Here is a 14,692-nt window from a genome sequence, read left to right as displayed (position 1 = left end):
TTGCGGTCGACGTCGCGTTCTGGCCGGAGGCGGAGTTCGGTGCGACAGGGCCGGGTTTCGCGCTGCTCTTCGGCACGGCGAACGACCTGCCGCAGGCTCCGCCGACCACGGCCGGCGAGCTGATCGGCTGGGCGTGGCACTACGCGCTGCAGGTGCGGTCGAGCCTCGCCCGAGGGCGGATGTGGCAGGCGGAGTACACGATCGGCGGGAGAGGTTCACCGCAACGCGCGTCCACTCGCTCGATCCGGCCGAGCTCGTGCGTGCGTTCGACGCGACCACCGAACTGCTGGTGGCCGAGATCGACGACGAGGAGCTCGCGAGCACGGTGCGGGCGCTAGTGCGCTGACCACGCCACCCGCATGCTGTTGCGCTTGGGCAGGATCACCAGCGGGGCGAAGTCGAGCGGGAGATCCGTCACCACGCGCAGGTCGGTGAGCCGCTCGAAGAGCACGCGGGCCGCGACGGTCGCCTGGGCGCGGCTGAGCGGCGCGCCGGGGCAGGCGTGCGGGCCGCGGCCGAACGCCAGGTGGTCCGCAGGGTGCGGGCGGTCGATGTCGAACCGCGCCGGGGTGTCGTAGTGGTGCGGGTCGTTCGACGCGCCGGTCAGCGCGAACCAGGCCAGCTCTCCCGCGCGGATGGTCACGCCGCCCACGGTGACGTCGCGTGCCGCGGCCCGTGCGGTGAAGGTGGCGGACGGACGCCTGCGCAGCGTCTCCTCGGTGACGTTCGGCCACAGGTCGGGATCGCGGCGGGCTTTGGCCAGCTGCGCGGGGTGGCTGGACAGGTGCTGGACCATGTTGGCGATGAGCTGGGCGGTCGTGTCGTGCCCGGCGAAAGCGAGCTCGGCGACGTGCAGTGCGACGCGTTCGCGGGTCAGCACCGGGTTCCCGTCGTCGTCCGTCGCGGTCGCCATGAACGAGATGATGTCGTCGCCGGGGTTGGCGATCCGCTCGTCGACGACCGTGCGGATGTACTCCTGACCGGCGAGGTAGTCCTCCCACACCTGGCTCAGCTCGGGTTCGGCGAGCGGGACCTTCACCGCCTCCAGGATGCGGATGGCGGCTTCACCGAGGTCGTGGATCACCTTGGCGTCGGTGTCCGGCAGACCCAGCATGCCGAGCAGGGTGTTCAGGGTCAGCGGATAGCAGTAGGTCGCCATCAGGTCGACCTCGCCGGCTTCGGCGTACCCGTCGATGAGCTCGTGCGCCGCGGTCGCGATCCGGTCCTGCAGCTCGAGGATTCGCGGGCGCCGGAACCAGCTCTGGATCGCGCGCCTCGGCGCGGTGTGCTCGGGCGGGTCCATCGCGGGCAGCAGGTAGTTCATCAGCTCGGACGGGAAGCGGTCGGCGAACTTCTCCGGGACCGTGAACGCGTCGTGGACCGGGGCGCGGAAGACGTCCAGCTCGTTGAGGTAGCGGTGGACGTCGTCGTAGCGGGTGACGATCCAGGCCCCGATGGCCTCCGACCAGAACACCGGGCGGTCGTTCAGCGCGGTGGCGAACATGCACGCGGGATCGCGCAGTGCGGCGTCGCTGAGCGGGTCGAACTCAGGGGGCGCCACGAGTGCGCGCAGTTCGGCGCGCCGCGATCGCACCAGTTCGGGCAGGCGGCGGGGCGGGCGGCCGATGAGGTGTTCGACGTCGCTGGTGGGCACGGCGAAGTGGCCGTGCCGCATGGCGCGTTCGAACGAGACCATGTCGTCGCTGCAGAAGCGGTAGCCGTCGACGTCGAACTCGGCGAGCGCCTCACGCGGGATGCCGAGCCGGCCGAAGTGCTCGTACAGCCCCTCGTCGGTCACGTCGACGAACTCGACGGGCGTGCCGGCGACGTCGGAGACGAGCGCGGCGACGTCGCGGAACGACAGCAGGTCGCCGCTGTTGATCTCGTAGGTGCGGTTCTCGTGCCCAGGTGCGGTGAGCACCTCCACGGCGCAGCTCACGCAGTCGGCCCGGTCGACGAAGCTCACCGTGCCGTCGCCGCCCGCGCTGACCCAGCGACCGGTCCGCACCGCGATCGGCACGCTCGCGTCCAGCATCGACTCCGCGTAGAAGCCGTTGCGCAGAATCGTCCAGTCGAGCCCGCTGGCTTTGAGGATTTCCTCGGTTTCGAAGTGTTCCCGGCTGACCGACGCGGTGTTGTCCGCGGTCGTGCCGATGAACGAGGTGTAGACGATCCGCCGCACTCCGGCGGTTTTCGCCGCTTCGATCGCGTTTCGGTGCTGTTCGACGCGGTGGCCGACTTTCACACCACTGATCAACAACAGGACGTCGCCACCCGCGAACGCCTCTGCCGAACCGGCACGGTCGTCGAAGTCGCCGCGGCGCACGGCGGCACCCTGGTCAGCGATTTTCTCAGGCGTGCGCGAGGTGAGGATCAACTCGGGCTGAACGGGGTGCCGCAGCAACAGATCGGTCACTGCTCGACCGAAGAACCCGGACGCTCCACTGACGACAATCCTCATGGGGCGGACGGTAACTCGGCCTGAGGCCGTCAACTCGGGTCGCCGACTTCGGCTACCTCGGTCGCGCCTCAAATGTGGTCGCTCCACCACCCGTGGTGAGACAAATGCGCGACCTAGATCCTTTGATCGCGAATCCGAACAGGGCGGCCGTTCGCTCGATCAGGCCGACGCTCTGTCGTTAGGCTGCGGCTCATGGACCAGCCCGTCAGGTACTTCCAGCCGCGACTGCGCGCCTTCGGCGTGGTCGCCTTCGGGATCGTGCTGGTCGGGGCCATCGCGGGCCTCGTGCCGTTGCTCGGCCAGCCGGATCCCGTGCAGATGGTGTTGTCGAGCATGACCGCGCCAGTAGCGGTGTGGGGCATCTGGCGGGTGTGGCGGCAGTCGATCACCGTCACCGCGGACGGTGTCGTCGTGCGGAACCAGCTCCGCGACCACCACCTGCGGTGGAGCGAGATCACCGGAGCCGAGTACCGGATGTTCCCGCGGTTCTACCAGCCCGGCGGCGTGTTCCTCCTCCTCGAGGACGGCCGGGAGGTGCGGTGCCACGCCTTCGGTGACGGCCCGCTCGACGACATGCGGGCCACCCAGCACGTCCTGCAGGCGTTGAACGCCAGGGTGGTGACAACACCATGACGACGTTCAACCAGCCCAAGATCCGGGCCGTCCAGGTGGCAGGCTTCGCGTTCCTGCTGGTGCTGGCGGCGGTCTACCTCGTCTTCGGCATCAACCGCGGCTCCACGGCGCAGGTGTGGGGCTCGGCCGCGTTCATCGCCTTCCTGCTCTACGGCACCTGGCGGACGTGGCGCGTGGCGGTCGTGCTCACCGACGACGGCATCGAGGTGCGCAACCACATGCGCGACCGCAAGCTGAAGTGGGCCGAGATCGAGGGTGCGGAGCTCAGGTCGAGCAGCGGGTTCATCGCCCGTGACGCCCTCTACCTGAAGCTGACGGACGGCAAGACCGTGCCGTGCGACGTCTACAAGGGCAGCCCTGCGGACGACGAGAAGATCGGTCAGACGATCGTCGAGGCGATCAACGCGCGGTCAGTCGACCGGTAGGCCCCACGGGCGACGTTCGGCGTCCAGCGAGGCCCAGCCGCCGCCGCGAGCCAGCGCCGCGCGCACGCCTGCCACGTGTTCGGCGAACGACGCGAGGTCGCCGTGCAGCAGCGCGGCGCGTTCGACGTCCAGCGGGTGGGTGTCGTCGTGCCACAGGTCGACGGGGAAGCTCGCGACGAAGGTCATCGACTGGAGCAGCTGCAGCAGTGCGATCGACGGCGCGGTGCTCTCGCCGACGTAGGAGGCCCTGATCTCCTCGCACGCGGCCAGCAGGTCGCGCATCTGCCGGATCGCGTCCGCCGGTGTTCCGTCCCACGACGGATCCGGCCAGACGCGGGTGCTCAGCTCGAGCCACAGCCGCCAGCCGGCGGCCAGCTCGGCGTCGTCCATCGGCTGCCACGATCCCATGCACTCCACTGTGCCCGCAGGAACGCGCGCAGTCTCGCGACGATGAGAACAACCACAGGGTGACGTGAGACGTCCACCGGGGATGACCAAGATCCTGCACGGCCTCACGGCGCTGCTCAGCCTGGCCGCCGGGGGCTCGTGGACCAGCAGGGCGGCGGCGCCGTCGTGCTCGCCGCCGCCCTGCTGGTCACCACCTACGCCTTGACGGCCTCGTCGCGCTCGGGCTCGTCGGAGCGCAGCGACTCGAGCAGCTCGTCACGGGACTCCGAGGGCTCCGGCTTGAGCAGCCCGATCCCCAGGTAGAGCACCAGCGACACGATCAGCGGCGTCGACACGATGAGCGCCTGGGTCACCGTGAAGTCCTTCAGGAACTGCTGCTCGGTGTAGAGGAACGCCCAGGTGCTCAGACCACCCACGACGGACGCGATCGCCGCCGACGGGCCGAACTTCCGGAACCAGGGCAGCAGGCCGAGCATCAACGGGATCGCGATCGGGCCCATGGTGGCCGCGACGAGCGCGATCACGACTTTCAGCACGAATCCCTTCGTGTCGGCTGTCAGTGCGATCGTCATGGACAGGCCGATGAAGAGGAACGTGGTGACGCGGGCCAGTTGCAGCTGGGCGTCCGACGACAGCCGGACCGCGCCCTTCCAGATGCGCGGCAGGATGTCGCGGGTGATGACCGCGGTGATCACGTTGGCGTCCGAGGACACCATCGCCATCGTGTGCGAGAAGAAGCCCGCGAGCACCAGGCCGATCATGCCGGCCGGGAGCATCATCTTGCCCATCGCGACGTACGCCTGCTCGGCGTTGTTCTCCATGCCGGGCACGATCAGCGGCGCCGCCCACATCGGGAAGAACAGCACCAGCGGCCACACCAGCCAGAGGCCCGCCGAGAGCAGTGCGGAGCGCTTGGCCTCGTAACCGGACGGCGCGGCCATGTAGCGCTGCGCCAGGTTCCACATGCCGCCGTTGTACTCGAGGGTCTTGATGAGGAACAACGCCATGAAGAAGGTCAGCGTGTACGGGCCCGCCAGCGGCTCGCTGTGGTTCTCCGGGAGCTTGTCCCAGATCTCCCACATGAACGAGATGCCGCCGAAGTGCGACGCCACCGCGAAGAACATCGCGAAGCCGGCCGCGGCCTGGATGATGAACTGGCCGAAGTCGGTGAGCGCGTCGGCCCAGAGACCGCCGAGCACCGAGTAGATCATCGTCACGACACCGGTGAGCGCGATGCCCCAGAAGATCGGGACACCCGCGAAGCCCTGGAGCAGCAACGCGACCGCGACCCACTTGGCCGCGATGTCGACGACCTTGAGCATCGCACCGGCCCACGCCATCACCTGCTGCGTGGGCACGTTGTACCGGCGGGCCAGGTACTCGAGCGGCGACTTGACGCCGTGCTTGCTGCGCAGCCGGTTCCAGGCCGGTGCCCAGAGGAACGCGCCGATGCCGACACCGATGCCGATGGTCAGCGACCACCAGACGTAGACGGTGAGACCGAGCCGGTAGGCCTCGGCCGCGAACGCCACGAACATGACGGCGCTGTAGCCGGACATGTGGTGCGAGATGCCCGACAACCACCAGGGCATCTTGCCGCCCGCGGTGAAAAAGTCGGAGATGTTGTGGATCCGCCCGCGCGACCAGATTCCGATCGCGACCATCACGAAGAAGTACCCAGCGACGACGATCCAGTCGAGGGTGCCCATGTGACCTCCCTGCGTGTGCACACGTATGTGCCCGCGAGAGCGCACCAGGCCTCGGGGCGGCGGAACCTGGCACATCCGCACGGGATATGTGACGTAGGTCTTACGAGGCCGTTGCCCGTGAGGGAAGAGTTACGGCGGTCTTGAATCACATTCGTGACTCTTGTTCTCCCATGTGAACAGCGTTGGCACGTTTGGGCGCACGCCAAGGCGCTGCAGTGTCTGATTGACCACGAGCGGGTGGGGCCCCTTGCCGGGGTTACTGGCAAGTAATATGCTGTTGTTACCGGTCAGTAGGCGATTCGCCGCCGCGACCCTGAGGAGTGAGCTGACGAGATGGGCCACTACAAGAGCAACGTCCGGGATCTCGAGTTCAACCTGTTCGAGGTCTTCAACGTGCAGGACCACCTCGGCACGGGGCCGTTCGAGCAGTCCGACGAGGACACCGCGCGCGGCGTGCTGGCCGAGCTGAAGAACCTGTCGGAGGGTCCGCTCGGGGACTCCTTCGTCGACGCCGACCGCAACCCGCCGGTGTTCGACCCGAAGACCCACACCGCCACGCTGCCCGAGTCGCTGAAGAAGTCGTACAAGGCGGTCTGGGACGGCGAGTGGTACCGCCTGTTCCTGCCGAACGAGCTGGGCGGCTTCGGCACCCCGCCGTCGGTCACCTGGGCCGCGTCCGAGCTGATGCTCGGTGCCAACCCGGCGATCTACATGTACCTGGCGGGTCCGAGCTTCGCGACGGTCGTCTACAACAACGGCACTGAGCGCGACAAGCACTGGGCCAACCTGATGATCGAGCGCGGCTGGGGCGCCACGATGGTGCTGACCGAGCCGGACGCGGGTTCGGACGTCGGCGCCGGCCGCACCAAGGCCATCAAGCAGGACGACGGCACCTGGCACATCGAGGGCGTGAAGCGCTTCATCACGTCCGCGGACCAGGACCTCACCGAGAACATCATGCACATGGTGCTGGCGCGTCCCGAGGGCGAAGGCATCGAGGCGAAGCCGGGCACCAAGGGCCTGTCGCTGTTCCTCGTGCCGAAGTTCCACTTCGACCCGGAGAGCGGTGACCTGGGCGAGCGCAACGGCGCCTTCGTCACCAACGTCGAGCACAAGATGGGCCTCAAAGCGTCCACCACGTGCGAGCTGACCTTCGGCCAGCACGGCGTACCCGCCAAGGGCTGGCTGCTGGGCGAGGTGCACGACGGCATCGCGCAGATGTTCGACGTCATCGAGTACGCCCGCATGATGGTCGGCACCAAGGCCATCGCGACGCTGTCGACCGGTTACCTGAACGCGCTGTCCTACGCCAAGGAGCGCGTGCAGAGCGCCGACCTGACGCGCATGACGGACAAGACCGCCCCGCGCGTCACCATCACCAACCACCCGGACGTGCGCCGCAGCCTGATGCTGCAGAAGGCGTACGCCGAGGGCCTGCGCGCGGTGTACCTGTACACGGCGACGTTCCAGGACAAGGTGATGCTCGGCGGCGACGACGCGGAGCTGGCGGCGAAGGTCAACGACCTGCTGCTCCCGATCGTCAAGGGCGTCGGCTCGGAGCGCGCGTACGAGCAGCTCGCGCAGTCGCTGCAGACGTTGGGCGGCTCGGGCTTCCTGCAGGAGTACCCGATCGAGCAGTACATCCGCGACGCGAAGATCGACTCGCTGTACGAGGGCACCACGGCCATCCAGTCGCTGGACTTCTTCTTCCGGAAGATCATCCGCGACAAGGGCCAGGCGCTCGGCTTCATCAACGGCGAGATCCAGAAGTTCCTCGACAACGAGGGTGGCAACGGCCGCCTGAAGGAGGAGCGGGCGCTGCTCAAGCAGGGTCTCGAGGACCTGCAGGGCATGCTGGGCGCGCTGGTCGGCTTCCTGACCACCTCGCAGGAGGACGTGCGGAACATCTACAAGGTCGGCCAGAACTCGGTCCGCCTGCTGATGACCGCCGGTGACGTCCTCGTCGGCTGGCTGCTGCTGCGCCAGGCCGAGGTCGCGCTGCAGAAGCTGGCGGGCACCCCGTCGGCCAAGGACAAGGCGTTCTACGAGGGCAAGGTCGCCGTCGCGTCCTTCTTCGCGAAGAGCGTCCTGCCGGAGCTGACCGCGCGCCGCAAGATCGCCGAGCAGACCGACAACGCGCTGATGGACCTGGACGAGAACGTCTTCTAGTTCTCCGGTCCCGCAGAGACGACGGGGCCTCGCACCTCCTGCCCGAGGTGCGAGGCCCCGTTTTTCACCCCTTGAGGGCGCGTGCGGCGACGAAGCAGTACACGCCGAACGCCGCCATGCCGAGCGCGACCGCGGTCAGCAGGAACGCGCCGTAGGGCTGCTCGACGACCGTGTGCAGCGCCTTGTCCATGCCGCCGGACTGCTCGGCATCGGCGTAGAAGGCGGCTAGCCCGACGAGGATGCCGATGACGCCGTACGCGACGCCCTTCGCGATCCAGCCCGCTCGTCCGACCGGCTCGATCCAACCGGGCGCTCGGCTCATGTCGAGGTCTTCCTCGAACGACTTCTTCACGCCCTTGCGGGCGATGACGAACGCGATGACCAGGATGCCGATGGCGACCGCACCGACGAGCAGCTGACCACCCGGCATCGCGAGGACCTTCGCCGTCAGCGTCTGCTGCTGTTCGGTCGAGTCACCGGACGAGCCCGCGGTCGCGTACTTGAACGCGGCGATCGCGATCGCACTCGCGGTGATGCCGCGCGCTGCCGCGCCGATGCGCTTGGTGATCCGCTTGCGCTTCTTGTGGATGTACCAGTACCCCACACCGGCCAGCAGGAACTGCCACACCGCGAAGCACGCCAGCCCGATCACCAGCACCCACAGCAGGAACGGGCCGAACGAGGTCTGAGCGAGCTCGGACACCGCGCCCTTGGAGTCGGCCTGCTCGTCGCCGCCCAGGACGATCTGGATCGCGAGCCACGCCACCAGGACGTGCACGACCCCGTACATCACCATCCCCGCCCGCCCCAGAACCTGGACTACGGGATGTCTTCGCGCCTCGTTAACGACAGTGGCCATGACCGGGTGAGTACCCGCTCATGGCCACTGGGAACCGCGAAGAGTCAGCCCGCCGGTGGTGGCGGCGTCTCACAGACGATCTTGGGTGCCGCGTCGTACCTGACCGTGCGGCTCTCGGACCGCGACTGGCCGGTGCGCCGGTCCCTGATCGTGCGGGTGTCGGTCACCGTGAAGCCCTGCGCGCCGTTACCCGCCGCGCACGGCTGGGTGGTCTTCTTGATCTCGCGCGGCTCGGTGAAGTTCGTGCGCTCACCGGTCGAGCCCGTGACGTCGTAGTTCTTGGTGCCCCACAGGACGATCTTCAGCGTCGACGGCGTCCAGATGGTCTGGATCGCGATCCCCGTGTCGTCCGGGTTGGTGAACTTGATGTCGATCAGGCTGTTGCCCGCGCCGTCCATGAACACCGTGGCCTCGCGGCCCGCCGGGTACCGGGAGATCCAGTAGCTGTGCTCCTTGTGCCCCGCGTCCTGCATGCCCGCGTGGTACCCGGCGTTGTAGAGCGTCGTCGCGAACTGCGAGATGCCACCGCCGACCGCGCGGCCGGGGGCGCCGTTCTCGATGATGCCCGCCTCGACGTAGCCCTGCGCGACGCCGCGCGGACCGGTGTAGCCGTTGAGGCTGAACGTCTCCTTGGGCTTCACGATCGCGCCGTTGACCTTGGCGGCGACGACCTTGATGTTGGTGCCGGAGTCCGCGGCGAAGCCACCGGTCTGGAACTCGCCGATGACCTCCTTGATGCCCATCTTGTTCGCCTGCTCGGTGGTGACCTTCGCGGGCGTGTGCTTGTACTCGGCCTTGATCTCACGCTTGTCCGAGCTCTTCAGCACGTCGAAGTACTTGGCGAAGCTCTTGTCCCAGTCGATGCCGAGGCCGTCGACGGACTCCTTGACCTTGGGCGCGCCGCCTTCGAAGACGATGGCGGCGTCCTTGCCCTCCTTCTCGGTCTCCTTGAGCTGGGGGCCGGCCGCTTCGATGATCTTCGCGTTGTCCTGCTTGACGTTCAGCGCGCCGCCGTCGCCCGGCTCGAAGCTGAGCGTCGAGGCGATCTGCTCCGGCGTGAGCGTCGCGTCCTTGCCCTCGCCCTTGACGAGCACCGGGCCGGACACGGCGGGCTTGACGACCTCGTCCAGCATCTTCTGGACGCCTTCCTTGGTCGTCTTCACCGGCGTGCTGTCGACCGGCAGCTCGACGACGCGGCCCTCGGCCCAGCTCGCGATCAGCGCGTTGGCTGCCTCGTCGGCCTTCAGCTTCTGACCGTTGTGCGGGTCGACCGCGACCGGCTTGGCACCCTCGAACTTGATGGTGCCCTCGGTCGGCTCGTGGTCCGTCTTCGCGCGCAGCGCCTCGACGGCCGCGTTCAGCTTCTCGTCGTCCGCCTGCGTCGCGACACCGACCTCGCGGCTGGTGAAGAACGAGGTGACGCGGGTGACCGGGTTCAGCGGCTGGCTGCCCGCGCGGTCGATCGTCTTGTTCCAGTCGAGCGTGAGACCGGCGCTCTTCGGGTCGACCTCGGTGTCGACGTCCCCCGCCTTGGCGGCGACCGGCTTGCCCAGCCTCGGCTCGATGGCCTCGCGCAGCTTCGACTCGGCCGCGGTGTGGCTCATGCCGCCGACGTCCACGCCGGCGACGGTCACGCCGCGCGGCACGTTGCCGCTGGAGATCAGGATGTCGAGCCCGTAGAGCAGGCCCAGCGCGCCGACGGCCGCGGCCGCGACGATCAGCGCCTTCTTGCGGTTCTTGCCGGCATCGGCCTGGTCGGCGTCGGGCTCGACCATGACCGGCCCGTAGACACCCGAGTCCTCGGGCTCCGGGAGCACCGGCGCCATGTGCTGCACCGTCGGGTCCGCGCCGAAGTCCGGCCGCGTCAGGTCCGCGCCGAAGTCGGCCCGCGGCACCTGCTGGGTGACCGGCGTCACCTGCTGGGTGACCGGCGGTGCGACCGGCTGCGTCACCTGCGTGACGGGCGGTGGCACCGGCGTCTTGACGGTCGGCTGTTCGGCGTCGGGCTCGTCCTGCGGCCACGCCTCCTGGTCCGCGCGCATCGCGTCGACCGAGATCTTCGTGGTCTTCTCGGATGCGGTTGGTTCAGGGGCCACCGGCAGCATCGCTCTCGTCTTGTCAGCGTCGTCGTACGGCACTGCTCTCCCCGTTGCCTGTCGTCCGTCTGAGGGCGTGCACGCGTGTAACTACCACGCGCAGATCACGAACCGGTCCGTCATAGGTACAGACCAGTCCCGTGCTCGGTCAGCTCGGAAGCCACCGCGTGCAGATCACGTTCGCGCATGACGAGGTAAGTGGTTCCCTTCACCTCGACCTCGAGCTGGTCGTCCGGGTTGAACAACACCCGGTCGCCGACCTTCACGTGCCGCACGCTGGTACCGACTCCGAACACGTCGCCCCATGCCAGCCGCTTCGCCATGGTGGCCGTAGCGGGGATGACGATGCCACCGCTGCTGCGGCGCTCGCCATCCTCCGGCGAGATCCGCACCATGACGCGGTCGTACAGCATCTGGATCTCGAGCTTGACATCAGGCACCGGCAGAGTCTACGTGCACCCGGAACTAGGCCTCGTCCATGCCGCCCATCATGAGCGGCAACCGGTTTGGACCCGTATCGGTGACGCGCACGGGCACACCCCAGTCCTGCCTGGTCAGACGGCATGCCGGATGCTCGACCGATGGGTCGTCGGTGCAACTCGCCGCCTGCGCCACGACGTGCAGAACGCCCTGTGTGATCTTGTTGTTGATCTTTATCGTTCTCGACAGGTTCGTACCGACGCCCGCGCCGTCCAGGATCAGCTCCGGCGGCGAGCTGGTGATCTCCAGCCGGGTCGACGGCCCGTACCGGTCGTCCAGCTTCGATCCGGTCGGCGGCGTGAACACGACCGCGAGCTCCAGCTCACCGGGTGCGATGTCCGTCGGCGGCCGCTTCACCTCGTGCGCGTCCCCGATGATCTTCGTGATGTTCGCGGCGAGCTGTTCGATCCGGTGCCCCGCGCTCGCGACGACGAGCAGCTCACCGTCCGCGATGACGACGTCACTGGGCTCCGCGATGCCGGTCGCGATGGTGCTGACCTCGTTCGTCGCGGGGTCGTAGCGGCGGATCGCGCCGTTGTAGGTGTCCGAGATCGCGACCGAGCCGTCCGGCAGGACCGTGACGCCCAGCGGGTGCTGGAGCAGCGCCTCGTCCGCCTGGCCGTCGCGGTGGCCGAACGAGAACAACCCCTCGCCGATGACGGACCGCACCTGGCCGTTCTCCAGGTACCGCAGGGCCGAGGTCTCCGAGTCGACCATCCACAGCCGGTCACCGTCGGCCGCGAGCCCGCTGGTCTGCGCGAAGAAGGCCTCGTCTTTTGGACCGTCGTTCAAGCCTTCGACCGTCGTGCCGGCGAGCCTGCTGACCTGCCTGGTGACCGGGTCGAAGAAGCCGAGCGTGTGGTTGCCCGCCATCGCGATGGCGACGCCGTTCCGCCACCACGCCACGTCCCACGGGCTGGTGAGGTCGATCTTGTCCGCGTCGCCGTCGGTGTCGCCGTCACGCCACTGCTCGCCCGTGCCCGCGATCGTGGTGACCTCGCCGGTGTCCAGGTTCACGCCCCTGAGCAGGTGGTTCACCGTGTCCGCGACGACCACGTGGTAGCCGACCCTGTCCGCTACTTGTTGCGGGATCGTCGTGAGGCCAGCCGGTTCGGAGAAGGTCGGCTGTGTTCCGTCCTGCCTGCCGCGTTCGCCCGTGCCGATCCGGCGGACGATCGTCTCGCCGTCCAGCTCGACCAGGCTGTGGTGGGCGGAGTCGCTGACCAGCAGCGTGTTGTTCGGCGTCGTGATCGCCTTGGCCGGGAAGCGCAGCACGGTGTCCGGCGCGGGCGGCGGCACGTACGGGCCGTCGCCGCGGTGCAGCGTGCCCTTGGTGTCGTGCTCCTCGCTCAGTTCCTTGATGATCGTCCTGAGCGCCTCGACGTGTCCCTCACCCGCGGCCACGTGCACGACGTAGCCCTCCGGGTCGACCAGGACGAGCGTCGGCCACGCCTTCACCGCGTAGTTCTGCCACGTGGTGAGCTCGGGGTCGTCGAGGACCGGGTGGTGCACCTCGTAGCGCTCGACGGCGTCCCTCAGTGCCTGCTCGTCGGCCTCGTGCACGAACTTGGGGCTGTGGACGCCGATCGTGACCAGTACGTCTTCGAACTCCTCCTCCAGCGGGCGCAGCTCGTCCAGCACGTGGAGGCAGTTGATGCAGCAGAACGTCCAGAAGTCCAGGAGCACGATCTTGCCGCGCAGGTCGGTCAGGTTGACCTGCTTGTCACCGGTGTTCAGCCAGCCGCGTCCTACCAGCTCAGGGGCACGGACGCGGGCGCGGCGCTTCGCAGTGGTCACGGGAGAAGTCAACAACAGGTGGGACGTTTCCTGTTCCGGGTTCCATCATGTGGACGGGAGGAGCAGGCCCGGCTTCTCGCCGTCGTCGAACACGGGCGGCGACGTGTAGTGGTCGGCGCTGACGGCCGACAGGTCGACCTCACCCCCGGTGAACCGAGCACCGCGGAAGCTGACCTCCCCGCCGGTGAACGCGGCCCCCTCGAACCGCACCCGCCCACCGCTGAACTCGGCACCGTCGAAGTTGACCGAAGCGCCGGAGAAGGAAGCGCCGCCGAACCACACCTCGCCACCGCTGACGTGCATGCCGTCGAACGCGATCCGGCCGCCGGGGAACTGGGCCAGGCTGAAGAACAGCCGGCCGCCGGACACCTGGATGCCCGCGAAGTCGGCGTTGCGGAGCACCGCGCGGACGAGGTTGAACTCGTGGCCCTGCCAGCTGACCGGAGCGCCCGCGCGCAGGTGGTCGCTGATCACGCGGGTGATGGACAGGCGGATCTCGGACTCCTCGTCGTGCAGCCACGGCGAGTCGAGTGCGGGTTCGTACGGGATGCGCAGGTACGCGCACAGGACCTCGATGCACACCTGCCGCTGCTCGACCCACTCGTCGGCCAGGCTCGCCATCGCGTAGACGCCCGCCAGGCGCACGGTGGGGCGGTCGTGGCCGATCTGGGTGCACGCGGAGGCGAAGCGGTCGTTGAGGACCTTCACGCGTTCGCGAGTTTCGGCCGACTCGCTGATCTGCTGCTTGCGGTAGGCGACGACCAGCGCCACCACGCCGCCGACGCCCGCCACGACGGACAGCGCGATCTTGATGACGTCGAGCCTGGTGTTCGGCGCCAGCGCGGTCGGCAGGCCGAGTGCGAGCCACAGCAGCGAACCAGAAACCAAGAACACCGCGAGGCCGACCAGAACCACGACGACGATGTGCGCCTTGATCGATCTCATGCCGGCACCAGCACCCCGGCGGCGAACAGCAGGCCGACCAGTGCGAGCACGAGCCCTGCGGCAGAAGCGAACTGGCGTGGACGTCCGGGCATCCGCCACAACGCGACACCGGCCGCCAGCAAGGGGAACGCGTCGGCCGGTGCTGGTGAGAAGTGAAGTTGCTCGGGCCCCATGGCACGGCAGCCTAAGTTGATCTCGGCGGAAAAATGGGCTTCGCCATGAAGATCCCGGTCAGCGACGGGTCGGACGCCAGCGCACGGCGTTCGCCGGTCGGCTGAAAGCCGAGCCGGGTGTACAGGGTGATGGCGACCGAGTTGGTCTCGGTCACCGCGAACCTCATCGACGAAGCGCCTCGCTCCAGGCCCCACGCGATGATCGCGGAGATCAGCTCCTCGCCGAAACCGCGGCCGCGCGCGGAGGCGACGACCCACATGCCGGTCGCGTCCAGAACGTCACCGCGCAGGATGCAGCCGGCCATGCCTAGCCACGCGGATTCCTCCTCCACCACGTACATGACGCGGCCGGCACCGGCCCACAGCTCCCACTCCGCGACCGATACGGATTCCTCGACCTCGATGGGCCAGTAGAAGGCATGCGGTGCGTCTTTCAGCGCACGCAACCGGAACTCCCTCAGCCGAGCGCCTTCACCTGGGCGAACAGGCCGGATTCCCGCTGAACCCTTCACAAGAAAACAGCGTAGAGGTGAACGG

General features: G+C 68.2%; 15 protein-coding genes. 5 read left to right on the top strand and 10 right to left on the bottom strand.

What is annotated here, in order from left to right:
- The first annotated feature begins 181 nt into the window (after positions 1-181).
- Complete coding sequence (locus tag FKR81_RS43385; RefSeq protein WP_186762825.1) at positions 182-346, top strand: hypothetical protein; 165 nt, start codon at positions 182-184, stop codon at positions 344-346.
- Here FKR81_RS43385 and FKR81_RS07760 read toward each other — a convergent pair.
- Positions 335-2,461: a cytochrome P450 gene (locus FKR81_RS07760; RefSeq protein WP_146350237.1), complete on the bottom strand. Its 2,127-nt coding sequence runs from the start codon at positions 2,459-2,461 to the stop codon at positions 335-337. The two genes, FKR81_RS43385 and FKR81_RS07760, sit on opposite strands and share 12 nt — an antisense overlap.
- 192 nt (positions 2,462-2,653) lie before the next feature.
- On the opposite strand from FKR81_RS07760, the gene FKR81_RS07755 reads away from it, so the two are divergent.
- Together FKR81_RS07755 and FKR81_RS07750 are read left to right on the top strand one after the other, a co-directional pair.
- A complete protein-coding gene (locus tag FKR81_RS07755; protein WP_146350236.1) occupies positions 2,654-3,094 on the top strand; it encodes a PH domain-containing protein in 441 nt (146 codons plus the stop codon).
- The gene (locus FKR81_RS07750) at positions 3,091-3,519 is read left to right on the top strand and encodes a PH domain-containing protein (RefSeq protein ID WP_146350235.1); all 429 of its coding nucleotides are present in this window, start codon (positions 3,091-3,093) and stop codon (positions 3,517-3,519) included. The genes FKR81_RS07755 and FKR81_RS07750 overlap by 4 nt, the downstream gene beginning before the upstream one ends.
- On the opposite strand, the gene FKR81_RS07745 is transcribed toward FKR81_RS07750, so the two are convergent.
- On the bottom strand, positions 3,505-3,927 hold the full coding sequence (locus FKR81_RS07745; protein ID WP_146350234.1) for a hypothetical protein: 423 nt from the start codon (positions 3,925-3,927) through the stop codon (positions 3,505-3,507). The genes FKR81_RS07750 and FKR81_RS07745 overlap by 15 nt on opposite strands.
- Positions 3,928-3,991: 64 nt before the next feature.
- On the opposite strand from FKR81_RS07745, the gene FKR81_RS43380 reads away from it, so the two are divergent.
- On the top strand, positions 3,992-4,132 hold the full coding sequence (locus FKR81_RS43380; RefSeq protein WP_186762824.1) for a hypothetical protein: 141 nt from the start codon (positions 3,992-3,994) through the stop codon (positions 4,130-4,132).
- On the opposite strand, the gene FKR81_RS07740 is transcribed toward FKR81_RS43380, so the two are convergent.
- Positions 4,122-5,636, bottom strand: coding sequence for a sodium:solute symporter family protein (locus FKR81_RS07740; RefSeq protein ID WP_146350233.1), 1,515 nt, complete (start codon positions 5,634-5,636; stop codon positions 4,122-4,124). The genes FKR81_RS43380 and FKR81_RS07740 overlap by 11 nt on opposite strands.
- 333 nt (positions 5,637-5,969) lie before the next feature.
- Here FKR81_RS07740 and FKR81_RS07735 point away from each other — a divergent pair, with 333 nt between their 5' ends.
- Positions 5,970-7,805, top strand: a complete 1,836-nt coding sequence (locus tag FKR81_RS07735) for an acyl-CoA dehydrogenase (protein WP_146350232.1) — start codon at positions 5,970-5,972, stop codon at positions 7,803-7,805.
- Positions 7,806-7,869: 64 nt separating this feature from the next.
- Here the strand turns inward: FKR81_RS07735 and FKR81_RS07730 are convergent, their stop codons facing one another.
- The 7 genes from FKR81_RS07730 to FKR81_RS07705 form a co-directional block, all read right to left on the bottom strand.
- Positions 7,870-8,664, bottom strand: a complete 795-nt coding sequence (locus FKR81_RS07730) for a DUF1206 domain-containing protein (RefSeq protein WP_235921378.1) — start codon at positions 8,662-8,664, stop codon at positions 7,870-7,872.
- A gap of 44 nt (positions 8,665-8,708) precedes the next feature.
- Entirely contained in the window at positions 8,709-10,769 is a 2,061-nt protein-coding gene (locus FKR81_RS07725; protein ID WP_235921397.1) for a VanW family protein, read from the bottom strand.
- A gap of 110 nt (positions 10,770-10,879) precedes the next feature.
- On the bottom strand, positions 10,880-11,173 hold the full coding sequence (locus tag FKR81_RS07720) for a GroES family chaperonin (protein ID WP_146350412.1): 294 nt from the start codon (positions 11,171-11,173) through the stop codon (positions 10,880-10,882).
- 52 nt (positions 11,174-11,225) lie between these two features.
- Positions 11,226-13,037, bottom strand: a complete 1,812-nt coding sequence (locus tag FKR81_RS07715) for an NHL domain-containing thioredoxin family protein (RefSeq protein ID WP_235921377.1) — start codon at positions 13,035-13,037, stop codon at positions 11,226-11,228.
- A 45-nt stretch (positions 13,038-13,082) separates the two neighbouring features.
- Positions 13,083-13,982 carry a pentapeptide repeat-containing protein gene (locus tag FKR81_RS07710; protein ID WP_146350230.1) on the bottom strand — a complete coding sequence of 300 codons (900 nt, stop codon included), beginning with the start codon at positions 13,980-13,982 and terminating at the stop codon, positions 13,083-13,085.
- Positions 13,979-14,155 (bottom strand): hypothetical protein, encoded by a 177-nt coding sequence (locus FKR81_RS43375; RefSeq protein WP_186762823.1) that lies wholly within the window; start codon positions 14,153-14,155, stop codon positions 13,979-13,981. The genes FKR81_RS07710 and FKR81_RS43375 overlap by 4 nt, the downstream gene beginning before the upstream one ends.
- A gap of 11 nt (positions 14,156-14,166) precedes the next feature.
- Positions 14,167-14,667, bottom strand: a complete 501-nt coding sequence (locus FKR81_RS07705) for a GNAT family N-acetyltransferase (RefSeq protein ID WP_328593131.1) — start codon at positions 14,665-14,667, stop codon at positions 14,167-14,169.
- Positions 14,668-14,692: the final 25 nt, after the last annotated feature.

This window comes from Lentzea tibetensis (assembly GCF_007845675.1).
GTDB classification, from domain to species: domain Bacteria; phylum Actinomycetota; class Actinomycetes; order Mycobacteriales; family Pseudonocardiaceae; genus Lentzea; species Lentzea tibetensis.
The sequence above is the reverse complement of the archived record's forward strand: the minus strand, read 5'-3'. Positions and strand labels throughout refer to the sequence as shown.